General features: G+C 73.2%; 21 protein-coding genes. 4 read left to right on the forward strand and 17 right to left on the reverse strand.

The genetic code is table 11. The annotated features are described in order from the left end of the window. The first annotated feature begins 169 nt into the window (after positions 1–169). From Q4A22_RS08115 to Q4A22_RS08125, 3 genes are all read left to right on the forward strand, one after another. Complete coding sequence (locus tag Q4A22_RS08115) at positions 170–664, forward strand: NfeD family protein (protein WP_303178412.1); 495 nt, start codon at positions 170–172, stop codon at positions 662–664. A gap of 113 nt (positions 665–777) precedes the next feature. After that, the gene (locus tag Q4A22_RS08120) at positions 778–1,986 is read left to right on the forward strand and encodes an SPFH domain-containing protein (protein WP_303178415.1); all 1,209 of its coding nucleotides are present in this window, start codon (positions 778–780) and stop codon (positions 1,984–1,986) included. A 101-nt stretch (positions 1,987–2,087) separates the two neighbouring features. After that, positions 2,088–2,423: an RNA polymerase-binding protein RbpA gene (locus Q4A22_RS08125; protein ID WP_303178417.1), complete on the forward strand. Its 336-nt coding sequence runs from the start codon at positions 2,088–2,090 to the stop codon at positions 2,421–2,423. A gap of 188 nt (positions 2,424–2,611) precedes the next feature. On the opposite strand, the gene Q4A22_RS08130 is transcribed toward Q4A22_RS08125, so the two are convergent. The 15 genes from Q4A22_RS08130 to Q4A22_RS08200 all read right to left on the reverse strand — a co-directional run bounded on the left by Q4A22_RS08130 (position 2,612) and on the right by Q4A22_RS08200 (position 20,800). Next, positions 2,612–3,352, reverse strand: a complete 741-nt coding sequence (locus Q4A22_RS08130) for a polyprenol monophosphomannose synthase (protein ID WP_303178419.1) — start codon at positions 3,350–3,352, stop codon at positions 2,612–2,614. A 188-nt stretch (positions 3,353–3,540) separates the two neighbouring features. Continuing rightward, positions 3,541–4,794, reverse strand: coding sequence for a hypothetical protein (locus Q4A22_RS08135; RefSeq protein WP_303178421.1), 1,254 nt, complete (start codon positions 4,792–4,794; stop codon positions 3,541–3,543). 35 nt (positions 4,795–4,829) lie between these two features. After that, complete coding sequence (locus Q4A22_RS08140; protein ID WP_303178424.1) at positions 4,830–7,655, reverse strand: RNA helicase; 2,826 nt, start codon at positions 7,653–7,655, stop codon at positions 4,830–4,832. 47 nt (positions 7,656–7,702) lie between these two features. Next, positions 7,703–8,614 carry a twin-arginine translocase subunit TatC gene (tatC, locus tag Q4A22_RS08145; RefSeq protein WP_303178426.1) on the reverse strand — a complete coding sequence of 304 codons (912 nt, stop codon included), beginning with the start codon at positions 8,612–8,614 and terminating at the stop codon, positions 7,703–7,705. A gap of 105 nt (positions 8,615–8,719) precedes the next feature. Beyond that, complete coding sequence (tatA, locus tag Q4A22_RS08150; protein WP_303178427.1) at positions 8,720–9,136, reverse strand: Sec-independent protein translocase subunit TatA; 417 nt, start codon at positions 9,134–9,136, stop codon at positions 8,720–8,722. Next, complete coding sequence (locus tag Q4A22_RS08155; RefSeq protein ID WP_303178429.1) at positions 9,120–9,500, reverse strand: hypothetical protein; 381 nt, start codon at positions 9,498–9,500, stop codon at positions 9,120–9,122. The genes tatA and Q4A22_RS08155 overlap by 17 nt, the downstream gene beginning before the upstream one ends. A 22-nt stretch (positions 9,501–9,522) precedes the next feature. Continuing rightward, entirely contained in the window at positions 9,523–11,712 is a 2,190-nt protein-coding gene (locus Q4A22_RS08160) for a WYL domain-containing protein (RefSeq protein ID WP_303178431.1), read from the reverse strand. Next, positions 11,713–12,108, reverse strand: a complete 396-nt coding sequence (locus tag Q4A22_RS08165) for an FKBP-type peptidyl-prolyl cis-trans isomerase (protein ID WP_303178433.1) — start codon at positions 12,106–12,108, stop codon at positions 11,713–11,715. A 65-nt stretch (positions 12,109–12,173) separates the two neighbouring features. Further along, the gene (locus Q4A22_RS08170) at positions 12,174–13,184 is read right to left on the reverse strand and encodes an FKBP-type peptidyl-prolyl cis-trans isomerase (protein ID WP_303178434.1); all 1,011 of its coding nucleotides are present in this window, start codon (positions 13,182–13,184) and stop codon (positions 12,174–12,176) included. Between the two features lie 117 nt (positions 13,185–13,301). Then, entirely contained in the window at positions 13,302–14,711 is a 1,410-nt protein-coding gene (pafA, locus tag Q4A22_RS08175; protein ID WP_303178435.1) for a Pup--protein ligase, read from the reverse strand. 4 nt (positions 14,712–14,715) lie between these two features. Beyond that, entirely contained in the window at positions 14,716–14,922 is a 207-nt protein-coding gene (locus Q4A22_RS08180; protein WP_303178437.1) for a ubiquitin-like protein Pup, read from the reverse strand. Positions 14,923–14,986: 64 nt separating this feature from the next. Further along, on the reverse strand, positions 14,987–16,726 hold the full coding sequence (gene dop, locus Q4A22_RS08185) for a depupylase/deamidase Dop (RefSeq protein WP_303178438.1): 1,740 nt from the start codon (positions 16,724–16,726) through the stop codon (positions 14,987–14,989). Beyond that, positions 16,723–18,405 carry a proteasome ATPase gene (gene arc / locus Q4A22_RS08190; protein ID WP_303178440.1) on the reverse strand — a complete coding sequence of 561 codons (1,683 nt, stop codon included), beginning with the start codon at positions 18,403–18,405 and terminating at the stop codon, positions 16,723–16,725. The genes dop and arc overlap by 4 nt, the downstream gene beginning before the upstream one ends. After that, positions 18,398–19,468 carry a tRNA (adenine-N1)-methyltransferase gene (locus Q4A22_RS08195; RefSeq protein WP_303178442.1) on the reverse strand — a complete coding sequence of 357 codons (1,071 nt, stop codon included), beginning with the start codon at positions 19,466–19,468 and terminating at the stop codon, positions 18,398–18,400. Before Q4A22_RS08195 ends, arc begins: the two co-directional genes overlap by 8 nt. A gap of 132 nt (positions 19,469–19,600) precedes the next feature. Next, positions 19,601–20,800: a site-2 protease family protein gene (locus tag Q4A22_RS08200; protein WP_303178445.1), complete on the reverse strand. Its 1,200-nt coding sequence runs from the start codon at positions 20,798–20,800 to the stop codon at positions 19,601–19,603. A gap of 75 nt (positions 20,801–20,875) precedes the next feature. Between Q4A22_RS08200 and Q4A22_RS08205 the strand changes: the two genes are divergently transcribed. Beyond that, positions 20,876–21,769: a proteasome assembly chaperone family protein gene (locus Q4A22_RS08205; RefSeq protein ID WP_303178446.1), complete on the forward strand. Its 894-nt coding sequence runs from the start codon at positions 20,876–20,878 to the stop codon at positions 21,767–21,769. A 28-nt stretch (positions 21,770–21,797) separates the two neighbouring features. Here Q4A22_RS08205 and mshC read toward each other — a convergent pair whose 3' ends face one another. Further along, positions 21,798–23,114 carry a cysteine--1-D-myo-inosityl 2-amino-2-deoxy-alpha-D-glucopyranoside ligase gene (gene mshC / locus Q4A22_RS08210; protein WP_303178447.1) on the reverse strand — a complete coding sequence of 439 codons (1,317 nt, stop codon included), beginning with the start codon at positions 23,112–23,114 and terminating at the stop codon, positions 21,798–21,800. A gap of 130 nt (positions 23,115–23,244) precedes the next feature. After that, complete coding sequence (locus Q4A22_RS08215; RefSeq protein WP_303178448.1) at positions 23,245–24,078, reverse strand: undecaprenyl-diphosphate phosphatase; 834 nt, start codon at positions 24,076–24,078, stop codon at positions 23,245–23,247. Between the last annotated feature and the right edge of the window lie 269 nt (positions 24,079–24,347).

Below are 24,347 nucleotides of genomic sequence, written 5' to 3' on the forward strand. Positions count from 1 at the left end.
CCCGCGCGCCGCTGCGCGGCGGTACGAGCACTCGGACATGGCCGAGCCTGGCACCCTCCCGGACTCGACGGGTGGTGTGGGGCACAATGGGCAGGACCGAGAGGCGTGGCGTCCCGGACGAGCCGGGCGTCACGCGCCATCCGCTGGACGACGAGAACGGAGTTCCGCCGTGTGGGACGCCCTGGTCAACAACCCCTGGATCCTCTGGCTGATCGTCATGCTGGCGCTGGCGGCGGTGGAGATGCTCACCCTCGACTTCCTCTTCCTGATGATGTCCCTGGCGGCCCTGGTGACCGCGGGCGTGAGTCTCGTGGTGGACAGCGTGGTGCTGCAGGTGGTCCTCTTCGCGGTGGTCTCCGTGCTGCTGATCTTCCTCATCCGCCCCCTCGCCCTGCGCCGCCTGAACCGCTCCACCCCCGCCACGCGCTCCAACGCCGAGCGCCTCGTGGGGCTGCCCTGCACCGTGGTGGAGCCGGTCACCCGCCACACCGGGCTCGTGCGCCTCGAGGGCGACGTCTGGACGGCCCGCGCGCTGGACGACGCCGTGCTCCCCGAGGGCGCCACCGCTCACGTCCACCGCATCGACGGCGCCACCGCCGTGGTCTCGAACCTGGCCCCGCTGCCCGAAACCGCAGCCGGGCACCACCCGCGCGCCCGTTCCTGATCCCCCCGGGCGGCACGCGTTCCCAGGCCCCCGGCACCCGTCGGGACACGCCCCGGACCCCGCACCGGTCGCCCCAGCGGCCCGGCGGAGATCCTCCCCACCGAAAGGACCTCATGTCACTCGTCATCCTCGTCCTGCTGATCGTGGTGGTGCTCGCCGCGTTCATCGCCCTCGTGAAGGCGGTGCGCATCATCCCGCAGTCGCGGGCGGGCATCGTGGAACGGCTGGGCAAGTACCAGTCCACCCTGAACCCCGGCCTGCACTTCCTCATCCCCTTCATCGACCGGCTGCTGCCCCTGATCGACCTGCGCGAGCAGGTGGTGCCTTTCCCGGCGCAGTCCGTGATCACCGAGGACAACCTGGTGGTGGGCATCGACACCGTGGTCTACTTCCAGGTCACGGACCCGCGGGCCGCCACCTACGAGATCACCAACTACATCCAGGCGGTGGACGAGCTCACGAGCGCCACGCTGCGCAACGTGGTGGGCGGGCTCAACCTGGAGGAGACCCTGACCTCCCGCGACAAGATCAACGCCGAGCTGCGCGGGGTGCTGGACTCCACCACGGGCCGCTGGGGCATCCGCATCTCCCGCGTGGACATCAAGGAGATCACTCCCCCGCCGTCCATCCAGGACTCCATGGAGAAGCAGATGCGCGCCGAGCGGGACCGCCGCGCGGCCATCCTCACGGCCGAGGGCGAGAAGCAGTCGCAGATCCTCACCGCGGAGGGCCAGCGCCAGGCATCCGTGCTCTCCGCCGAGGGTGACGCGAAGGCCGCGATCCTGCGGGCGGACGGCGAGGCCCAGGCCATCGCCAAGGTCTTCGACTCCATCCACCGTGCCAGGCCCACCCAGAAGCTGCTCGCGTACCAGTACATCCAGACCCTGCCCAAGGTGGCCGAGGGCACCGCGAACAAGGTGTGGATGATCCCCGCCGAGCTCAGCACCGCCCTGCGCGGAGTGGGCTCCTACCTCAACCAGGGCTCCTCGGACGCGCCGGACGACGACGCCGAGGACGAGGGTCCCGTGCCCGGCGGCCCGGCCCCGGACTCCCCGATCGTGGAGCACGAGACGGTCAAGGTCACGGAGGAGGACCTGGAGCCGGACCTCACGCTCACCGACCCGCGCGAGTTCGAGATGCCGGAGTCCCCCTACACCTCTCCGATCGCGCAGGAGGCCGCGGACCCGCACGTCGAGACGGCGGCGGACGCGGCGTCGTCCTCGCGGGGCAGTGCCTCGACCCCGCTGCCGGAGGGGACCGTTCCGCCCGCGCGGGGTGGGGACGGGCGCACGGAGGACCTGCCCGGGAATGAAACCCGCTGAGCGCGGGTTGTGACCGGGGAAGAGTGCGGACCGCCGCGCCCCGGGTGTGAACCACCCGGGGCGTGCGGGCCGCGTGCACGTACGTCAGGAAGGATCAGCGCGTGAGCGATCGCAGCCTCCGGGGAATGCGCCTGGGCTCCCAGTCCATGGAGACCGAAGCCGGTGTGGAACCCGCCCCGCGTCAGCGCGTGGAGTACCGCACGGCGGACGGCGAGTCAGTGTCCGTGATGTTCGCCGCCGAGGCGGAGATCCCCGCGGTGTGGACCACCAAGACCGGGCAGGAAGCCATCCTGGTCAACGGTGAGAAGCCCGAGAACCCCAACGAGAAGCACCAGCGCTCCCACTGGGACATGCTGCTGGAGCGGCGCAGCGTGGAGGAGCTCGAGCAGACCCTGGAGCAGCGGCTGGCCTTCTACAAGGAGCAGCACGCGCTCTGAGCCCACGGCGCCGCCGCACGGTCTGCCGATCCGCGCGGCTCCGCGTGCAGCACGAACGAGCGGCCCCCGTCCGAGGACGGGGGCCGCTCGTCATGTGACGTGTCGGGTCACCTCATGCCCGGTGGCGGGGCAGAGGGGACAGATACCTCCCGGCTGCGTGGCCCGGGCACCCGCACACCGGGTGGGGGTCAGCGGTGCAGGCCGAGCTTCCCGGCGAGGGTCTGCGCCCGGGCGGTGAGGCCCCAGCGGGCCACGCTCGTGGCGGCCTCCACGGTGACGTCGTTGCTCATCTTGGACACGCCCTCCTCGCGCTCCACGAACGTGATGGGGACCTCCACGATCGTGCATCCCAGGCGCTCGGCGCGCCACGCGAGGTCGATCTGGAAGCAGTAGCCGCGGGACTGCACGGAGTCCAGGTCCAGGGCCCGCAGGGTGGTGTCCCGGTAGGCGCGGAAGCCGCCGGTGATGTCGTGGATGGAGGTGCCCAGCAGGATCCGGGAGTACAGGTTGCCGCCGCGCGAGATCAGCTGGCGCTGCAGGGGCCAGTTCTCGGTGCGCCCCCCGGGGACGTAGCGGGAGCCGATGGCCATGTCCGCGCCGCGCTCGACCGCGTCCAGCAGCAGGGGCAGCTGCTCGGGCTGGTGCGAGCAGTCCGCGTCCATCTCCACCAGGACGTCGTAGCCGTGCTCCAGGCCCCATGCGAAGCCCGCGAGGTACGCGGGGCCGAGGCCCTCCTTGCGCGCCCGGTGCAGCACGTGGATGTTGGTGTCCCGGGCCGCGAAGTCGTCGGCCATGGCGCCGGTGCCGTCGGGGCTGTTGTCGTCGGCGATCAGGACGTGGGCGTCCGGGACGGCCGCGCGCAGACGCGAGACGACGGTGGGCAACGATTCACGCTCGTTGTACGTGGGGATGATGGTGAGAACTCGCACCGGGGTCCTTTCATGCCATGGGCGGCCGGGCGCCAGGGGCCGGACAGACCACTGGGCGGGCCCGTCCGCCTTCGGACCAGAGAGGACGCGGGGTCACGCTCTGTTTTCTAAGGACGGATGGACCCACCCGGCAGTAAGCACCCAGTCTAACCGCCGCCCTGGCCACGTCCAACATGGCCGACGCCGCGTCAGGGCCGCGGTGCGGCGCCGCTCACGAGCACCCCGGCCACCACCGTGGCCTCGCAGCGGGGCAGCCGGGCGTCGTCCAGGGCGGGCAGCACGGGGGTCCGCGCGCGGGGGTCCGTGCTCCACGAGGCCCCGGTCCCCTGGGCCTGCTGGACCACCACGGACTCGGCGTCCCACACCGCGAGGGTGGCCTCGGCGCCGGGCACCAGCTGCCCCGCGAGCGAGGGCCCGCCGGGGTGGGCGCGCCACGCCCCGCGGGTCAGCGCCAGGAACGCCGCGCGCGCCGAGGTGCGCATCCGCTCGTCCGGGGCCTCCAGGGCTGCCTTGACCGCCGTCCAGGGATTGGGGTCGTCGCACAGCAGCGTCACGGGCACCCCGGCGCGGGCGAGCTCGCGCAGCGGCGCCGCACCCGGGCGGCACGAGACAGTCAGCCCCAGGGTGGCCAGCCGGGCGCACTGCGCGTCGTCCAGCGCGGCCACCTCCACGAGCCGGTGGCCGCGGGCGCGGAAGGCCCGCTCCCCCGTCTCGGACCGGGCGGCGTCCGCGGCGTCCAGCACCGCGTCGAGGACCTCGGACGACGCCGCCGCGGTGCCGTTTCCCTCTCCGGTCCCGTGGTCACCGTCCTCCGGCGTGGGCAGCACCAGGACCGCTTGGATCCCGGCGCGCGTGCACGCCACGAGGTGCTGGCGCGCGGCCTCCCGCACCCCCGTGGGGCCGGGGACGGTGGCGGCGTCGAACCCGAGGGCCGGGGACGGCAGGGTGCTGACGTCGATGTCCGCCCCCTCCACCGCCGCCCTGACGAGCACCGGCAGGGGGTGGGCGCCGTCAGCGGCCACGCGCTCGGCGGCGGCCGCGAGGGCGGAGGCGTCCGGACCGAGCAGCTCCACGGCGCCGTAGCCCTGCGCGGTCCGGGGCAGCCCCGCGAACGGGGAGGCTGCGGCCTGGGCGCCCCCGGGGGTGGTGCCGCCCGTCCCCTCCGCACCGTGGGGCGCAGGGTGGGCCGTCCCGCCCCCGGCGCGGGAGCTCCGCCCGGGGGCGTGGTGCAGCCGGTGGTGGGCGACGAACGCGGGGGTGACCACCGCGGCGCGCAGGTCCCCTGGGGTGACGCCGGGCCCGGCCATGGCGCGGGCGGCGTCGTCCGAGCCCACCCATGCCACGGTGGCGCCCGTCATGAGGATCCCCGTGGCGAACGGGTCCGCCGGTGAGTACACCGATCCGTTGAGCCACACCCGGGACTCCGGCTGCTTCGTGGTCACTGCTCCTCCTTCGTCCCGGCGCGGGCCGGGTGCTCCTACTGCTCGAACACGCTGTACTCGACCACGCCGCGGCGCACGGCCTGGATGGCCTGGTGGGCGGTCTCGCGCAGGGCCGGGTCCAGCCCGTCCACCCCGCGCAGCTGGTCGAGCACGTCGATGGTCTGCTTGGCCCACCGCACGAAGTCGCCGGCGGCAAGGTCCGTGCCGGTGAGGGTGCGGGTGAGCGTGGCCCCGCGCGCCCAGCGGTGCATGGCCTCCGCGAGGCCCAGCTCCGGTGCGGCCGTGAGCGGGAGCCGGTGCTCGGCCTCCTGTGCCGAGAGCACGGACCAGTTGTGCAGCAGCGTCTGCGCGGAGGCGTCCATGGGGGCGGTGGGCATCCTGGGCCGCGCCCCCTGGTCCTCGCGGCGCGGCTGGTACACCAGGGCGGTCATCACCCCGGCGAGCCCGGGGGCGTCCAGCCCGTCCAGGAACCCGTCCCGCAGGCTCAGCGCCAGCAGCAGGTCCCGCTCCCCGTAGAGCCGCCGCAGCTGCTCCCCCGCGGCGGTGGGCCGCAGGTGGCCGGACTCGTCCGGCTCGAGGTACGCGAAGTGGGTGAGGACCGCGCACACGCGGTCGAACGTGGCGGCGATGCTGCCGGTGCGCCCGGCGATCTGCCGACGCAGCCCCTGCGTGTCCTTCTCCAGCTTCCAGGCCCGCTCCGCCCACCGGGCGTGCTGCTCGCGGTCGGAGCAGCCGTGGCACGGGTGGGCACGCAGGCGCCGGCGCAGGTCCTCGATCCGGTGGTCGCGGGCGGAGGTGCCCCGGTCGAAGCGGATGGCGCGCCCGCCCGCCCCCTGGCGCGCGGGACGGTGCTCGCGCAGCGCCGCGCGCACCGTGGCCGCGAGGTCCTTGCGCTCCTGCGGGGCCTTGCCCGAGAAGTTCTTGGGGATCCGGATCCGGGACTCGGGGGCCAGCGGGCCGTCGAGGTCGTTCACGCCCACCCGGCGAAGCTTCCCGTCCACCGTGAGGATGTGCGGGCGCGGGTCGAAGGGGTGGGTGTCCGCGCGCAGCACCACGGCCCACCCGGCGTTGCGGCCCTGGGGGATGTCCACGACGTCCCCGGGGAGCAGGTCCTGCAGGGACACCGCGGCGTCGTTGCGCTGGCGGGCGGTGCGGGACGTGCTCGCGGACTTCTCCTCCCGGGCCAGTTCCCGGCGCAGACCGGCGTACTCGGAGAAGTCCCCCAGGTGGCAGGACATGGCCTCCCGGTACGCCTCCAGGGTCTTCTCCTGGGACCGCACGCGCCTGGCCACGCCCACCACGGAGCGGTCCGCCTGGAACTGGGCGAAGGAGGTCTCCAGGATGGCGCGGGAGCGCCTGGCCCCGAAGCGGGCGATGAGGTTCGTGGACATGTTGTACGTGGGCCGGAAGCTCGAGTTCAGCGGGTAGGTGCGCGTGGAGGCGAGCCCCGCCACAGCCTGCGGGTTCATGCCGTCGCGCCACAGCACCACCGCGTGGCCCTCCACGTCGATCCCGCGGCGCCCCGCCCTGCCCGTGAGCTGGGTGTACTCCCCCGGCGTGATGTCCACGCGGGACTCCCCGTTGAACTTGTCCAGGCGTTCGAGCACCACGGAACGGGCGGGCATGTTGATGCCCAGCGCGAGGGTCTCGGTGGCGAAGACGGCCTTGATCAGACCCTCCGAGAACAGCTGCTCCACCACCTCCTTGAATACCGGGAGCATGCCCGCGTGGTGCGCGGACACCCCGCGGACCAGCCCGGCGTACCAGTCCTCGTAGTTCAGGGCCGCGAGGTCCGCGGTGGACATGTGGGCGGTGGCCTCCGCGGCGAACGCCTTGATGGTGCGCTGCTCCTGGGGCGTGGTCAGCCACAGGTCCGCGGCCACGCACTGGGCCACGGCGGCGTCGCACCCGGCGCGGGAGAAGATGAAGGTGATGGCCGGCAGCAGGGCCTCGGCGTCCAGGCGGCGCAGCAGGTGGGGGCGCGAGATCCGCTCCTGGTGACCGGTGCGCGGCTCGTGGTGGGCTCCGCCGCGCCGCCGCCCGCGGTGGCCCGGACCGCGCCCGCCCGAGCGGCCGCCGCGCGGGTGCTGGGAGCGGAACAGGCGCAGCAGCTCGGGGTTGACCGCCGGCTCCTCGCGGTGGCGGTCCGACTGGCGCTGGGCGGCCTCCTCCACCGTGGTGTCGTCCAGGAAGAGGTCCAGCAGGCGCGGGCCCACCTGCACGTGCTGCCACAGCGGGACGGGGCGGTGCTCGGAGACCACCACGTCCGTGCTCCCGCGGACGTCGCCCAGCCACGCGCCGAACTCCTCCGCGTTGGAGACGGTGGCGGAGAGCGAGGCCAGCTGCACGTACTCCGGCAGGTGGATGATGACCTCCTCCCACACGGCACCGCGGAAGCGGTCCGCGAGGTAGTGCACCTCGTCCATCACCACGAACCCCAGGTTGGCCAGGGTCGCGGAGCCGCCGTAGATCATGTTGCGCAGCACCTCGGTGGTCATCACCACCACGTCCGCCTCGGGGTTCACGGAAGTGTCCCCGGTGAGCAGACCCACGCGCTCTGCACCCCACCGGCGGGAGAACTCGTGGAACTTCTGGTTGCTCAGGGCCTTGATGGGCGTGGTGTAGAACGCCTTCTTCCCCTGGCGCAGGGCCAGGTGGATGGCGAACTCCCCCACCACGGTCTTCCCGGCGCCCGTGGGGGCCGCCACGAGGACACCGCGCCCCTCCTCCAGGGCGCGGCAGCCCTGGGTCTGGAAGGGGTCGAGGGAGAAGTCGAGGGTGGCCTCGAAGGCCGCGAGCTCGGTGCCCGCGTGGGCCGCGCGCGCCTTGGCGGCAGAGTAGCGTTCGGCGGGGGAAGACATGCGGCCAGCCTACGCGGTGGCCCCGACAGCACCCGAAACGCCCGCGGCTACTCCCCCGCGGCGGTGCTGCCCATGGAGCGCAGCTGCTCCGGAGACGTCCCCCGGTCCGCGCTCTCACCCGTGGCGGCGGCCTGGCGGGCCTGCCTCCGAGCGCGACGGCGGTCGAGGTACAGGCACAGACCGGCGGCCACGAAGAACAGCACGAGCAGGGGAATGGCCAGGTACAGCATGGTCACGGGGTCCGGACCCGGAGCGGCCATCGCGGCGACCACGAGCACGATCACCACCACCACGCGCCAGGACCTCAGGATGGTGCGCCCGGACAGCAGCCCCAGCATGTTCAGGCCCACGAGAAGCACGGGCACCACGCACGCGATCCCGAACGTGAGGATGAGCTGCAGGAAGAAGCGGAGGTAGACGTTCGCCTCCACGAAGTTGGATCCGCCCTCGGGCGTGAACGCGGTCAGCGCGTACACCGCGGCGGGCAGGGCCGTGACGGCGATGGCGCAGCCGCCCAGGAACAGCGGGATCGCCGCGGCCAGGAAACCCACGGCGTAGCGCCGCTCGTTCTTGTGCAGGGCGGGGGTGATGAACGCCCACAGCTGGTAGAGCCACACCGGGGACGCGAAGATCAGCCCCAGCACCACGGCGACCTCCACCATGGTGTTGAAGGAGCCACCCACGGACGAGTAGTTGATCGTGGCGGTGCGCCCGGACGCCGCGAGGCGCTGCAACGGCTCGGTGATGTACTGCATGAACGGCTCGTACACCATGAAACCGGCCACGGCACCGAGCACGGCCGCCACGGCGGACTTGATGAGGCGGTTGCGCAGCTCCCGCAGGTGCTCCCGCAGCGCCATCTGCGCCTGGGGGTTGTTGCGCCGGGCCGTGGCCTTCTTACGCGCCCGGCGCTGGCCGCGGGCGGATTCCTCGGCGGTGCCGGAGTCCGTGGTGGGCATGGGTCCCTGACCTCTCTGACATGGGCCGTGCACCCGTGCGAGCGGGGGCCGGACCGAACGGTCCGGCCCCCGGGTGTCACGCGTGCACCGCTGAACGGGTGCCGATCAGGCGGTGGGGTTCTGGTGCTGGTCCACCACCGGGACCTGCTGCGGCTGGGCCGCGGGAGCCTGAGCCTGCACCGGGGCCGCCTGAGCGGCACCGGGCTGCACGGTGTTCACCGGCTGAACGGTGGTGGGCTGCGCCGTGGTGGGCTGGGCGGCGGGCGCCTGGACGGTGGTGGGCTGCGCCGCGGCAGGCTGCGCCGTGGTCCCGGCAACCGGCTGGCCGTCGGCCACGGGCTGGCCGTTGACCGTGACGGTGGGCTCGTCGTCCTTCTTCATCTCCTTCACCTCGGACTTGAAGATGCGCATGGACTGGCCCAGGCTGCGGGCCATCCCGGGCAGCTTGGGAGCGCCGAAGAGCAGGAGGATGACCACGAGGATCAAGACGACGGTCAGAGGGCTGTCAAACAAGCGGCCCATGGCGGAGTCCTTTCTGTTCGGCCCGGACCAGGTCCCCGTAGCGTTGCGGCAGTCCCTGTGCGTCCTTGCGCTGCATCCGGCGGATGAGCCGGGCCGTCTGTCGTTGGTCGCGGCCGCTGCGGTAGGCGGCGCGCGTCTCGTTCACCGGGGTGAACATGGCGGGTGGTGCGGGTGTGCGCAGCGGTGCGGGCCGTCCCTCCACGGCCGCGTTCCACCGGTCGGAGAAGTCGGCGGCGGTGCGCTCGAGGTCGTCCAGGGTGGGCAGCACCTGCCGGGTGAGGGTCCGGTAGAGCAACGCACCCAGGGATGCGGCGGCCGCCAGGACCGCGACGGTCCACAGCAGCACCCACATCCACCAGAGCATGTGCCCCAGTATAGGCATCCCCTCACAGAGGACGCTGTGAGTCCCGCCCGGTTGCGCTGCTGTCCAGCCACTGCTCCACGGCCACCACGGCCTCCGGCGGGGACACCACGCCCACGTGTCCCGCATGCCGTGTGACCAGGGAGGACAGTGCGTCCAGCGTGGGGAAGTCCACCTCCGCGGCCACGTACTCCGGCAGCGGCCGCGGGCCCCGCGCGGGCCTGGAGCGGGCCGGTGCGGAGTCCTGGGAGTCCGTCCCCGGTTCCGTGGGGGCCGTCTGGGACCCGCCCTCAGGCTCCGGGACGGACACCTCGACGTGGCGCTTGGCGTGGTAGTGCTCCACGATCCACCGCCCCCGCCGGTCCGTGACCACCACGGCCTGCACCGGCCGGCGCTTGGCGGGCTGGATGCTCGAACGCACCTCGGAGTCCATGCGCGGGTGGACCTCGGCCTCACCGGCGTCCTCGCAGCCCACGATCCGGTCCGCGCGGAACGTGCGCGGCGCGTCCGCGCTCAGGCACCAGCCCCGCACGTACTGGTGGCCGTCGGAGAAGATCATCCGCACCGGGTCCACGAGCCGCTCGGTGACCTCGTCCCGGGAGGGGACCAGGTAGCGCAGGCGCACCCGCCGCCTCTCGGCCACGGCCCGGCGCAGCGCGGTGACGACGGCGCTGTCCCGGGGCTCCGCGGCGGCGTCGCCCTCGGGGGCGGCGAGTGCGTCCGCGAGCGGCAGGGCGTCCGCGGCCGTGGCGACCTTGCGCATGGCCGAGCGCACCACCCGGCTGTCACCGCCGGGAACGGCCTGCAGGGTCTGCAGGCCCATGAGCAGGGCGCTGGCCTCGGGGACGGTGAGCCGCACGGGCTCGGAGAGCTCCTGGGCGTTGCCCAGGTAGATGTGGCCGTCGTCCCAGGAGGCGTCGATCAGCTGGTCGGGCAGGTGCCCGGGGCGCCCGCACACGAACAGCGTCTGGAGGTCGTTGACGAGCTCGGCGTCCGTGATCCCGAAGTGCCGAGCGGTCTCCTCGAGCTGGGCGCCCTGGTGGGCGTAGACGTGGCGCACGATGTGCAGCAGCCGGGCCAGGTGGTGCTCGGTGCTGGCCTTCGCGGCCCCGTGCCTGCGCTGCTTGCCCCAGCGCACCTGCACACCGGGCATCCGGCGCTGGAACGCGCGGGCGTCCTCCAGGCGGCGGGCCACGGCCTCGGCCACGGTGTCCTGGACCTGCGGGTCCACGGCGGGCGACGCAGGGTCGTCGTGCTCCACCGGGGCGCACGGCACCCACGCGTCAGGACCGGCGGCGCACACCTGCTCCGCGGCGGACTCGGTGTCGTGGACGGCGAGGACCACGGCGTCGTAGCCCTCGGGGGCACGCCAGGCCCCGTCCGCGGCGGGGTCCGCGATGCGGCGCAGCAGCTGTCCCGCGCCCGTGCGCACGAACACGAGCACCCGCAGCCGCGGGGGCTGGCGCACCATGCGCGCGAGCTGCCCGCCCATGGAGAAGTCCTCGGGCGGGTCGAAGGTCTCCCGGGTGACGTCCACCTCGGAGATGATCCGGGAGAGGCGGAAGGTGCGCTGGGCACGGCGGTCGGCGTCCCAGCCGGCCAGGTACCAGGCCCCGTAGCGAGAGCCCACTCCCCACGGCTGCACGGTGCGCCGGGTGTAGGCGCCGGTGCGGTCCACGTAGTCGAAGCGCACGGCGCGGTGGGAGAGCACGGCGGAGAGCAGCGGCTCGAACGCGGGGTCGGCCACCGCCACCGTGGGCTGCACGTCCCGCCCGGGGGTCACCTCCCCGCTGAGCGCGGGTTCCAGCTTGTCCAGGGCGCGGCGCGCGAGCCGGTCCTGGGCGGCGTCGTTCCAGGCGTCCGCGGCCACGGCGAGCACCGCGGACTCCTCGGCGCTGAAGCGCACCTCGGGCAGGCGGTACGAGCCCCGCGGCACGCGGTAGCGCGGGGTCAGCTGCGCGTCCGAGGCCCAGGGGTCGTCGTCCGGGATCTCCTCGACCGGGTAGCCGAGGGAGCGCAGGTGCGCCTTGTCCCGCTCGAACATGCGCTCGAAGGCGTCCTGGTTGCCCGCCCGGTCGTAGCCGGGCACGATCGCGCGCAGCTGCTCGCGCGTGTACCCGGACTCACGGTCCAGCAGCGCGATCAGCAGGTTGAGCAGACGCTCGGCGGACGCCGTGGTGGAACGGCGCGCCGCCTCGCCGGAGGAGGACGGCATTCAGCGGACGTCGAGCAGGTCCACCACGAAGATCAGGGCCTCGTCGGGGCCGATCAGGGCCCCGGCGCCGCGCTTGCCGTACGCCATCTCGGAGGGGATCTCCAGACGACGCCGCCCGCCCACCTTCATGCCCAGCAGACCCTGGTCCCAGCCCTGGATGACCTGTCCCACACCCACCGTGAAGTCCAACGGCTCGCCGCGGTTCCAGGAGGCGTCGAACTCCTCGCCACCCGAGTAGGTGACGCCCACGTAGTGGCAGGACACGGTGTTGCCGGGCTCGGCCGCCCGGCCGGTGCCCTCGACCACGTCCACGACCCGCAGCTCGGTGGGGACCGGCTCCTGGGGGAACTCGACCTCGGGCTTGGTGCGGTCGAGCTTGCGCTGTCCGAATGACACGGGCGTCACCTTTCGTCGTGGGCCCCGGGGGGCGGGGCCGTGCCGAGGGCTTAGTGTAGCCGCCCTCATTTGCCCGAGGCGGACTCCTTCGCCGAGGGCGTCGCGGTGGCCGTGCCCTGCGGTGCGGCGCTGGCCGAGGGGGACGCGGAGGGGCTCTGGGTGGCCTGCGCGGGCGTGTCCGTGCGGGCCAGGATGTCCACCACGAACACGAGCGCGCCCGCCGGGTACTGGGAGTCCTTGCCGAGCTTCTCCGCCGTGCCGTAGGCCTTGTCCACGGGGACCACGATCTCCACGCGGGAGCCCACCTTCTTGCCCGCCAGGCCCTCCTTCCAGCCCGCGATTACGTTGTCCAGCGGGAAGGCCACGGGGGTGCCCTTCTCATAGGAGGAGTCGAAGGCCTTGCCGTCCGCCCAGCGCACCCCCACGTAGTTGGCCACCACGGTGTCGGAGGACTTGACGGTCTCGCCGTCGCCCTGGATGAGCACGTCCGTCTTCAGCGTGGTGGGCTCGGAGCCGGAGGGCTTCTTGATGGTGGGCGTGCCCTTGTCGTCCTGCGTGACCTCGGGCATGCCCTTCTCCGGGGTGGACATCTTCTCGTTCAGCGCGGCGGGCAGCTTCTTGGTCACGTGGTAGACCTCCACCGAGGTGGAGTCGTCCCCGTCACCGGCCTTGCCGCTGGTCTCGGGCGAGCTGTAGGCGATGATCGCCCCCTCCTTGGCGTTGGTGAGGGCGTCGTACATCTGCGGCAGGGAGTCCTTGAGCTGGTCGTTGACCGTGAGCACCTGCCCGGCGCCCTGGCTGTAGGTCTCCCCCAGGGAGGAACCGTCCGAACCCTTGTACAGGGCGGCCTGGAGCATGATGCTGTCACCGGGGTCGATGTCCGGGCCGTCGCCCTCCTTCAGGACCTTGGTCTGGGCGTCGTCCACCTTGAGGGGGGTCTCGAAGGACACGGAGGGCGCCTTGCCGTCCGAGGGCTCCGCGGAGAGCTTCACGGAGTCCCACCCGGAGGCACCGCACCCGGTGAGCAGCAGGGACAGGGCCAGGGCGGTGGCGCCGGCGGGGATGATCTTGCGCAAGACGGGGTGACCTTTCGTGGGCGGTGTCGTGGCTCGCGTCCAATCTAGAGGACACGGGTGGGTCGGGGCTGTGAGCCGGCCCCCAGCACGCGGGGAGCCGTGGGTCGCGCGGGGGTCTCAGGCCGCGCCGCGCTCCAGGTCCCGGATCACCTCGGCCACCTCGGGGTGCTGCGTGGCGAACGGGTCCTGGCAGGCGATCGTGCGCTGCTGGTGCTCCCCGTTGAGCTTCAGGTGCACCCAGTCCACGGTGTGGTTGACCCCGGCCTCGTGGGCGGCCGCCACGAACCGGCCCCGCAGGCTCGCCCGCGTGGGCGGCGCCTGCTCCACGGCCCGCGAGACGTCCTCCGGGGACACGAAGGACTCCACCGCCCCGCGGCGCTCGAGCATGTGGAACAGCCCGTGGGTGGCACTGGTGTCGTGGTAGGCCAGGTCCAGCTGCGCCAGGCGCGGGTGGGAGTAGTCCATGCCGTGGGAGGCGGCGTAGGAGTCCAGCAGCTTCTTCTTGATGGCCCAGTCCAGCTCCCGGTCCACGAGCGCGGGGTCCTGCTCCGCCACCGCGCGCAGCCCGCGCTCCCACAGCTCCAGCACCCACGGCAGCCGGTCGTGGTGGGCCCCGTGGTGCTGCACGAACCGGGTGACGGCCTCCAGGTACTCCTGCTGCAGCTGCAGGGCGGAGCGCCGGGAGCCGTCCGCGAGCTCCAGCGGGGCCGTTCCCGTGAGGTCGTGGGAGACGAGCCGCAGGGCCGTGGCGGGGTCCGCGAGCGTGCGGTCCGGGAGGATCTGGCCCGCCTCGATCATGCGCAGCAGCACGTCCGTGGTGCCGATCTTCAGCGCCGTGGTGGTCTGCGACATGGACGAGTCCCCGGTGATCACGTGCAGGCGCCGGTAGTGCTGGGCGTCCGCGTGCGGCTCGTCGCGCGTGTTGATCATGGGCCGGGAGCGGGTGGTCGCGGAGGACGAGCCCTCCCAGATGTGGTCCGCGCGCTGCGAGAACGAGTAGCTCGGGGAACCGTCCCCGGGGGTCAGCGCCCCGAACGGCGGCTGCCCCGCGGGGTGCACCCGCCCGGCGCCCACCAGGATCTGGCGGGTCACCAGGAACGGCAGCAGGTGCTGGACCAGGCGGGAGAACTCCGTGCGGCGGGCGATCATGTAGTTCTCGTGCGAGCCGAAGGAGTTCCCGGCCGAGTCCACGTTGTTCTTGAACAGGTGCACGGTCCCCGCCACGCCCTCCTCGTCCAGGGTGGCCTGCAGCCGGGCCCGCAGGTCGTCCACGATGCGCTCGCCCGCGGCGTCCTGGGCCACCACGTCCGGCAGGGTGTCCGCCTCCGCGGTGGCGTACTCGGGGTGCGAGCCCACGTCCAGGTAGAGGCGTCCGCCGTTGGGCAGGAACACGTTGGAGGCCCTGCCCCACGCGAGCACGGGCGCGAACAGGCGCCGCGCGGCGTCGTCGACGCCCAGTGCGCGGGCCTGCGGCGCGCTGTGGGTCAGCCCGAACTCGGTCTCGATCCCGTAGATGCGGCGGTCCACGGCGTCACTGCCCGCCCTTCTGGACGAAGCCCTTCACGAAGGCCTCGGCGTTGGTCTCCAGCACGCCGTCGATCTCCGCGAGCAGGTCGTCCGTGCCCTGTGTGTCCCGCTGGGCCTGCGCCGCGCCGGAGACGGGCGGGGTGGCCGGCTCCGGGGCGTCGGCCTCCTCCTCGCGGCGCGATCCGGTGCCGAAGATGCGTTCCTGGGCCATGGTGTCCTCCTGGTGGTCGATCGGTCGGTGGTGGGTGCGGGCCCTCAGGCCCGCCGGGGGGTTCTCAGGCCCGCCGCGGGTCGGTGCCGTGGTGCGGGTCGGTGCCGTCTCCTGGCAGGATGCCGCTGCCCGTGACGAGCCCGGGGCGGTGGCGGGCCACCTCGCGCACCCACTGCTCGGCGTCCGGGGCCGCGAACCAGGATGCGGAGACCTCCCGGGTGAGGTCCCCCGGCTCGGGCATGGCGATGCGCGCCCCCCGGCGGACGCCCGGCAGCTCCACGTTCACGGTGTCCCAGCCCACGCCCGCCATGGCCTGCGGGTAGGTGGCCACGGCGGTGCCGCGGAAGTACGCGCGGGTGTCCTCGGGCGGGTGGTCCGCCGCGTCCGTGATGCGCTCGGCGGGCACGAGCGTGCGGATCCGCCCGCCCGCCGCCAGCCGGTGGTAGAGCCCCCGGTCGGGGCGCACGTCCGCGTACTGCAGGTCGATGGCCACGAGCCGGGGGTCGTCCCACGCGAGGCCGTCCCGCCGGCGGTAGGCGGTGAGCAGGGCGTGCTTGGCCGCCCAGTCCAGCCGGTCCGCGAGCCGCGCGGGGTCCGCCGCGAGGTCCGTGAGCACCTCGTCCCACAGGGCCAGCACCTGCGCGGTGTCGGGGTCCAGCCCGTGGGGGGCGAGCTCGTGCTCCAGGGCCACGGCGGCGTGGTAGTAGGCGCGCTGCAGTTCCACGGCGCTCAGCGAGCGGCCGTCGCGCAGCGCCACCGTGGTGGTGAGGGTGGGGTCGTGGCTGATGGCCTTCAGGGCGGCCACGGGGTCCTCGAGCTCGAGCGCGGGGGCGCGGTCGTGCTCCACCAGGTCAAGCACCAGGGACGTGGTGCCGAACTTGAGCACCGTGGCCACGTGGGAGAGGTTGGCGTCCCCGATGATCACGTGCAACCGCCGGTGACGGGTCTCGTCCGCGTGCGGCTCGTCCCGGGTGTTGACCATGGGACGGTGGATGGTGGTCTCCAGCCCCACCGTGCGCTCGAAGAAGTCCGCGCGCTGGCTCAGCTGGAAGCCGGGCTCGGCGCCGTCCACCCCGAGCCCCACCCGGCCCGCGCCGCACATGATCTGCCGGGACGCGAAGAACGGCAGCAGCGCGGCGGTGATGCGCTCGAAGGGCACCGCACGGTCCACGGTGTAGTTCTCGTGGGCGCCGTAGGAGACGGACTTGTTGTCCGTGTTGTTCTTGTAGAGGTTCACGTGGGCACCCTCGGAGCGCTCCGCGAGGAAGGTCACGGCGCGGTGGGCCACCACGTCCCCGGCGGCGTCCCACACGAGGGCGTCCAGGGGCGTGGTGACCTCCGGGGAGGAGTACTCGGGGTGGGAGTGGTCCACGTACACCCGGGCGCCGTTGGGGATCACCGTGTTCATGACCACCCGCCGCGGGTCCATGTCCTCGGTGTACATGGCGGACTCCCCGATAGCCTCTGCGGCGATCTCCTCCGCACCCAGCACGGGTGCGCGGTCCGTGAGCTGCGTGGGGTGCGCCTCCTCACGGGGCACGGTGAAGCCGCGGGCGTCCGCGAGGGGGGTCTCCGAGCCGTAGTCCCAGGCCGTGCCCAGGTCCGCCCGGTCGACGCCGCCCGCTCCGGCACCGGTCTGCCTCCCGGCGGCCGGGCGGGACGAATCCTGCGCCCGCTGCAGGGCGACCCACTGGGCGTAGCCGGTGACCACGCGGGTGGAGAGCACCGTGGCGTTCGCGTGCGGGGCGCCCTGCGCGAGCACCCCGAACTCCGTCTCGCTGCCCATGATCCTGCGCACCGTCATGCGGCACCCCCGGCGCCGCTCGCGGGGCGGCCACCGTGCCCGGCCACGCGCACGTCCGCGATGGTGTCCGCGCGCCGGCCGGTGAGCCGCGCCCAGTCCTCGGGGTCCGCGGTGCTGGGAAGGTCCTGCTGCTCGTGGAATTCCTCGTCCACCGCGGCCACCAGGTGCTGCGCGGTGAGACCGCGCCGGCCCGTGGTGAGCAGGGTCTTCACGGCCTGCTTCTTGGCACGGTCCACCACGTTGCGGATCACCGCGCCGGAGGCGTAGTCCGCGTAGTACAGGGTCTCCTGCCCGCCGTCGCGGTAGGCGATGGTGAGGAACTCGGTGCCCGGCTCCCGCGCGTACATGCGCTCCACCGCGGCGGCCACGAGCTCCGCGGCGGCCTGCGCCCGAGAACCGGCCCGGGCGACGTCGTCCTCCCGCAGCGGCAGGTCCTCCGTGACGTACAGCGAGAAGATCTCCCGGGCGCCCTCGCGGTCCGGGCGGTCGATGCGGATCTTCACGTCCAGGCGCCCGGGGCGCAGGACGGCCGGGTCGATCATGTCCTCGCGGTTGGTGGCACCCACCACCATGACGTTGTCCAGCTGCTCCACACCGTCGATCTCCGTGAGCAGCTGCGGGACGATCGTGGTCTCCACGTCCGAGGACAGGCCCGAGCCGCGCACGCGGAACAGGGAGTCCATCTCGTCGAAGAACACCACCACGGGCACCCCGCGCGCGGCCTGCTCGCGGGCGTTGGCGAAGATCGAGCGGATCTGGCGCTCGGTCTCCCCCACATACTTGTCCAGCAGCTCGGGGCCCTTGATGTTCAGGAAGTAGCCCTCGGGCCGCGAGCGCCCGGCCTTGGCGGCGGTGCGCTCGGCGAGGGAACGGGCCACGGCCTTGGCGATCAGGGTCTTGCCGTTGCCCGGCGGGCCGTAGAGCAGGATGCCCTTGGGCGGGCGCAACCCGTGCTCGCGGAAGATCTCGGGGTGCACGTGCGGCAGCTCCACGGCGTCGCGGATGGCCTCGATCTGGGATCCCAGACCACCGATGTCCGTGTAGCTGACGTCCGGGACTTCCTCCAGCACGAGCTGCTCCACGTCCGTGCGGTCCACGTGCTCCAGGGCGAGGCCCGTGCGGTGGTCCACGGTCACGGCGTCACCCGGTGCGGGGCGCTCGCGGCGCAGCCGCCCGGACAGCAGCAGCACGCGCTCCTCGTCGGAGCGGCCCACGGTGAGCACGCGGTCGTGGTCGAGGACCTCCTTGACGGTGGCCACCTCGCCGGTGCGCTCGTGCTCCAGCAGGGCGATCACCACGTAGTTCTCGTTCAGCAGGACCTGGCGGCCGGGCTCGCACGCCCCGAAGGAGACGAGCGGGCTCACGGCCACGCGCATCCGCCGCCCCGCGGCGAGGACGTCCACGGTGGGTCCGGTGAGCACGGGACCGTCCCCGGTGGCCTCACCCACGGGCCGATGGCCGGGGTTGACCTCCAGAATCACCGCGAACGTGGCGGGGGCCTCGGCCTCCGCGGCCAGGGTCTTCTTGAGGGTCACGATCTCCTGGCGGGAGGCGTTGAGCAGCCGCACGAGCTTCTCGTTCTGGGACCCCAGTGCGGCGGCCTGCCGGTCCAGGGCGCGCTTCTGGTCCCGCAGGACGTTGAGCTGGCGCTGGACGGCGTCCGCGCCCGGCTCACTCATGGCGGTCCCGCCCGTCCGCGGCGTCGATCTCCTGCTGGGCCCGCGCGGCGTGCTCCGCGAGCGCCGCCGCGTCCCGGCCCGCGCGGCGCAGCTTGCGGTCGGAGACGATCCGCTCCCCCAGGGCCACCGGTGTCCACGCCTGCAGGTCCTCCTCGGTGTACTCGCTCTTGGAGGCACGGCGCTTGGGCGCCAGGCGGGGGGCGCCGTCCGCGAGGCGGCGGGACTGGATGAGGAAGCCGGTGTGGGCCACCATCCGGTGGTCGGGGCGCACCGCGAGGCCCTCCACGTGCCAGCCGCGCAGCATGGTCTCGGAGGCCTCCGGCTCGGTGAAGCGCCCGTCCGCGCGCATGGCCTCGGCCACGCGGGACAGCTGCGGCACGGTGGCCACGTAGCAAATCACCACACCGCCGGGGGCCAGCGCGGTGGCCACGGCGTCCAGGCACTCCCACGGGGCCAGCATGTCCAGGATCACGCGGTCCACGGACCCGGGCTCCTCCGCGGCACCCAGCTCCTCGGAGAGGTCCCCGAGGGTGAGCCGCCACGCGGGGTGCGGGCCGCCGAACATGGTCTCGATGTTGCCGCGGGCGATCTCCGCGAACTCCTCACGGCGCTCGAAGGAGTGCACCAGACCCTCGTCCCCCACGGCGCGCAGCAGGGAGATGCTCAGCGCCCCGGAGCCCACCCCGGCCTCGACCACGCGCGCACCGGGGAAGATGTCCGCCATGGTCACGATCTGGCCGGAGTCCTTGGGGTAGATCACCGCGGCCCCCCGCGGCATGGAGACCACGAAGTCCTTCAGCAGCGGGCGCAGCGCCTGGTACTGCAGCCCCGCGGTGTTGCTCACCACGGTGCCCTCCGGGCGCCCGATCAGCTCGTCGTGGCGCAGCACACCGCGGTGGGTGTGGTGCTCGCCCCCGTCCACCAGCGTGATGGTGGTCATCTTCCCGCTCTCGTCCGTGAGCTGCACGCGCTCGCCGGAGCGGAACGGGCCGCGCCGGTTGGCGGCTCCCCGCACCGTGGTGGCGGGGGTGGTGTGGGGTTCTCGGGGCTGCTGCTCGGTCATCTGCTCGCTCTCACGCCGTGGCGACACCTGCGGTGTCCGGACTCGGTGGGCGGGTCCCGCGGACGCGGTCCCCTCGGTGCCCCATTCTCCCACCGTAGCCCGACGCCGCCCGCCACCTCCACGGCCCGGGGCTCAGCCCCGCAGGGCGTACCGGGCGAGATCCTGGTGGTGGACCACCCCGAGCACCTCGCCCGCCCCGTCCACGACCCACAGCCACGGCCAGTGGTGCGACTCCATCAGGCGCACCAGGTCCCCGCCCCGGGTCTGCGGGTCCGCACGTGCGGCCGCCGGGAACCACGCACACACGTCCCCCACCGCCACACGGGTGCGCTCCGGGCCGTCCACCCGCCCGGCCAGCGACGGGCTGAGGACCCCCACCACACCCCGGTCGCGGTCCCGCACCACCACGTCCGGGGTCCAGCCGCGGTACCCGTCCGAGGTGGCCGCCGAGACCGTGGCGTCCACCAGGGACAGCGGGGTGGTGGGCGCGAACTCCAGGGCGGGGCGGGCCATCCCACCGGCCGCGACGGCGTCGAGCGTGCGCATGAGCCGGGCCTGGCGCAGGGCCTGGCCCGCGCCCAGGAAGATGAACCCGGCCACGAGCAGGGTCACGGCGACCACCACCGGCTGGCGCCACTGTCCCGAGGCCAGGGCCCACAGCACCACGAGCACGGCGATGACACGCCCGCACCACGCGGCCACCACGGTGCCGCGGGACTCCGAACGGGTCACGGCCCACACCACGGCCTCCACCACCCGGCCGCCGTCCAGGGGCAGGCCCGGCAGCAGGTTGAACAGTCCCAGCACCCAGTTGGAGAGCACGAGCAGCTCCGCGAGGGAGCCCACGGGATCGGCCGCGGCGTCGGGCGCCAGAAGGAACCCGGCGGTGGCGAGGGCCGCGAGCACCACGTTGCTCAGGGGCCCCGCGAGGGAGACCAGGGCGGTGGGCAGCGGGGTGGAGCGGACGTCCCCGAACGCGGTGTGCCCGCCCATGAGGGTCAGCACGATGCGCGAGACGGGCCACCCGGCGGCCCGGCCCGCGGCGGCGTGCGCGAGCTCGTGCACCAGGACGCTCAGTGCGAGCCCCACGGCGAAGCCGAGCGCGAGCAGCAGGTTCAGCCACCCCAGGGAGGGGTGCAGCCGCCACAGCACCGGCCCGTACATCACCACCGTGAGAGCGGCGATCACGAACCAGGACCGGTCCAGGAGCACCTCCACCCCCAGCACCCGCCCCAGCCGCAGACCCCGCGGCCGCGCGGCCGCCACGGGCTCGGAGGGGGCGTCGCCGGGGCGTGCGGGGTCTCGGAACCGGGGATCAGACATGGTGCTCATGGTAGGGCGCGCTCCTCCGCCCGGGCTGGGCGCCCGCCGTGGAAGCCGCCCGGACCCGCGCCGTACAGTAAGACGGTGAGCACCTTGGACAGCAATGCGCAGCAGCCCGGCACCGGACCCTTCGGGGTGGTGCGCGACGGCCACGGTCAGACGGTCACGGTGCTCGTCGCGGCGTTCGAGGGCTGGAACGACGCCGGGGACGCCGCCACGGACACCCTCAAGCTCGTGCGCGAGCACCTGGACGCCCGCGAGGTCTTCGAGGTGGCCTCGGACGACTACTACGACTACCAGTACTCCCGCCCCGTGATCCACCGCTCCGCCACGGGGGAGCAGAAGCTGCAGTGGCCCTCCACCCGGCTCTCGAAGGCCGCGGTGCCCGGCACCAACCTGGAGCTCGTGCTGCTGCACGGCTGCGAGCCCTCCTACCGGTGGCGCACCTTCACCGCCGAGCTCATGGAGCAGGCCACCGCCCTGGACGTGGACGTGGTCATCATGCTCGGCTCGCTGCTCGCGGACGTGCCCCACACCCGGCCCATCCCCGTGACGCTGACCTCCGACACCGAGGAGCTGCGCGAGGAGCTGGACATCGAGGCGCCCCAGTACGAGGGCCCCACCGGGATCGTGGGCGTGCTGTCCCACATGGCCGCACTGGCGGGCTACCCCACCCTCAGCATGTGGGCCGCGGTCCCCCACTACGTGGCCCACTCCCCCTCGCCCAAGGCGCAGCTCGCGCTGCTGCGCCAGCTCGAGGAGCTGCTGGGCATGTCCCTGCCCCTGGAGCCCGTCATCGAGGACGCCGAGGCGTGGGAGCGGGGCGTGGACGAGCTCGCCAGCGAGGACCCCGAGGTGGCCGAGTACGTCCGCCAGCTCGAGGAGGCGAAGGACACCGTGGACCTGCCCGAGGCCACGGGGGACGCGATCGCCCGGGAGTTCGAGCGCTACCTGCGCCGCCGCGACGACCGGGACTGAGTCGGCGCGCGGCGGGGCGCCGGTCGCGTCAGAGCACCACGCCCAGCAGCGCCTCCACGGTGTCGCGCGCCAGCTGGCGGTCCTCGGACGACGCCGCCGCGCCCCGGGCCGCGGCACCGCCCAGGTTCCGCGCGGCCCACGCGTCCACGGCGATGAGTGCGGCGGGAGCGTTGAGGTCCTCGCCGAGTGCCGCGCGCACGGCCTCGAGCATGGCGTCCGCCCCGGCCGTCTCGGGCTTCGCCGCCGCCTCGCGCCACGTGGCGAGCCGGCGCTGCGACTGCTCCAGCAGCTCGTCGGTCCAGAACCAGTCCGTGCGGTAGTGGTTGGCGAGGATCGCCAGGCGGATGGCAGCCGGGTCCACGCCCGCGCGGCGCAGGGTGGAGACCAGCACCAGGTTGCCCCTGGACTTGGACATCTTCTCACCGTCCAGGCCCACCATGGCGGTGTGCACGAAGTGCTCCGCCATGGGCGTGCCGGACAGTGCGTAGGAGTGGCCCGCCCCCATGTCGTGGTGCGGGAACGCCAGGTCCGAGCCGCCGCCCTGGACCGTGAACGGCCGGGGCAGGTACTGCAGGGCGATCACGCTGCACTCGATGTGCCACCCCGGGCGTCCGGCGCCCAGGGATGCACCGTCCCACGAGGGCTCGCCGGGGCGCTCCACGCGCCACAGCAGCGGGTCCAGGGGGTCCCGCTTGCCCGTGCGGTCCGGGTCCCCGCCGTGGCCCTCGAACAGCGGCAGCATCCGCTCCCGGTCCCCGGTGAGGCGGCACGTGCTGCCCACGACCCACGCGGCGTCGTCGTCCGCGCGCAGCCGCCCGGCGGCGTCGACGTCGAAGTAGACGTCACCGGCCGGGGTGGGCTCGCCGTCCTGGCCGGTGCCCGCGGGGACCCGGTAGGCGAGACCGCGGGCCACGAGGTCTTCGACAGCCGGGACGATCCGCTCCACGGCCTCGGTGGCGCCCACGTAGTGGTCCGGGGGCAGCACATTGAGCGCGTTCATGTCCGTGCGGAACAGCTCGGTCTGGGACTCCGCGAGCTCCCGCCAGTCCACACCCGTGGCGTCCGCGCGCTCCAGCAGGGGGTCGTCCACGTCCGTGACGTTCTGGACGTAGTCCACGGCGTAGCCGGCGTCCCGCCAGGCCCGCTGCAGCAGGTCGAAGGTCACGTAGGTGGCGGCGTGGCCCATGTGGGTGGCGTCGTACGGGGTGATGCCGCACACGTAGAGACCGGCGCGCCCGTCGTGGGCCCGCAGCTCCTCCGGCCCTCCTGTGCGGGTGTCGTGCACGCGGGGCGCGGGCGCGGAACCGGGCAGCTGCGGAACCGGGCGGGAGGACCAAGACTTCATGTTCACCTTCGGTAGGTCGGTCGATCGGGACTCACGAGCGCAACGGGCACCCGCCGGGCGCTATTCCCCGCCCTGCGCGCCGGGCACCCGGGGACGACGCCGCAGGGAGCGTCCTTGGGGTCACGACGGCTCAGGCGACCATCACGCCGGTGCCCAGCAGCACGAAGACCACCGCGCCGAGCAGCACCCGGTACCACACGAACAGGCTGTAGCTGCGCTCGGAGATGTAGTGCATGAACCACCCGATGATCAGGTAGCCCACCACGAACGCGATCACCGTGGCCACGGCGGTCTGGCCCATGGTGTAGATGCCCGTCGGAACCTTGCCCGTGAGCACCTTGTAAAGCTCGTAGAGCCCGGAGGAGAAGACGGCGGGAATGGCCAGCAGGAACGCGTAGCGGGCGGCGGCCGCGCGGGTGTAGCCCATGAGCAGACCGGCGGTGATGGTGCCGCCGGAGCGGGAGACGCCCGGGATCAGGGCCAGCGCCTGGGCGAAGCCGAAGCCCACCGCGTGCTTGACGTTGAGGTCCTCCAGGTGGCGCTCCTGCTTGCCCACGTGGTCGGCGACGGCCAGGAACAGGCCGAAGACGATCAGCATGGCCGCGGTGATCCACAGGGAGCGGAACTGGGTCTCGATGACGTCCTGCAGCACCAGCCCCAGGACGGCGATGGGCAGGGAGCCCAGGATGATGAACCACCCCATGCGGGCGTCCGGGTCGCTGCGGTCCACCCGGCCCGTGAGGGAGAGCGCCCACTGCTTGATGATCCGCACGATGTCCCGCCAGAAGAAGAGGATCACGGCGGTCTCCGTGCCCAGCTGGGTGATGGCGGTGAAGGCGGCCCCCGGGTCCCCGCCGTGGGGCAGGAACTCGCCCACGATGCGCAGGTGCGCCGAGGAGGAGACGGGGAGGAATTCTGTCAGGCCCTGCACCAGGCCCAGGATGATGGCTTCGATCCAGTTCACGCGACAACTGTACGGCACGCCCCACGGCCCTCCCGGGGTCCCGCCCGGGCCCCGGACTGGGAAGGCCCTGGACACGGGTGAGGGGCCCGCCCCGGGTGGTGGGGCCCCTCACGGGTGGTGTCCGCGGCGTCAGCGTCCTGTGGTGCGGGAACCTGCCGGGTCGTCCTCGGAGTCGTCGTAGTCGTCCTCGTCCACGAGGTCCTCGTCCAGCATCTCGTTGTCCTCGAGGAGGTCTTCGTCGTCGTCCTCGTCCTCGAAGTCGTCGTCCT

It is taken from the genome of Kocuria sp. (assembly GCF_030530945.1).
GTDB lineage: Bacteria > Actinomycetota > Actinomycetes > Actinomycetales > Micrococcaceae > Kocuria.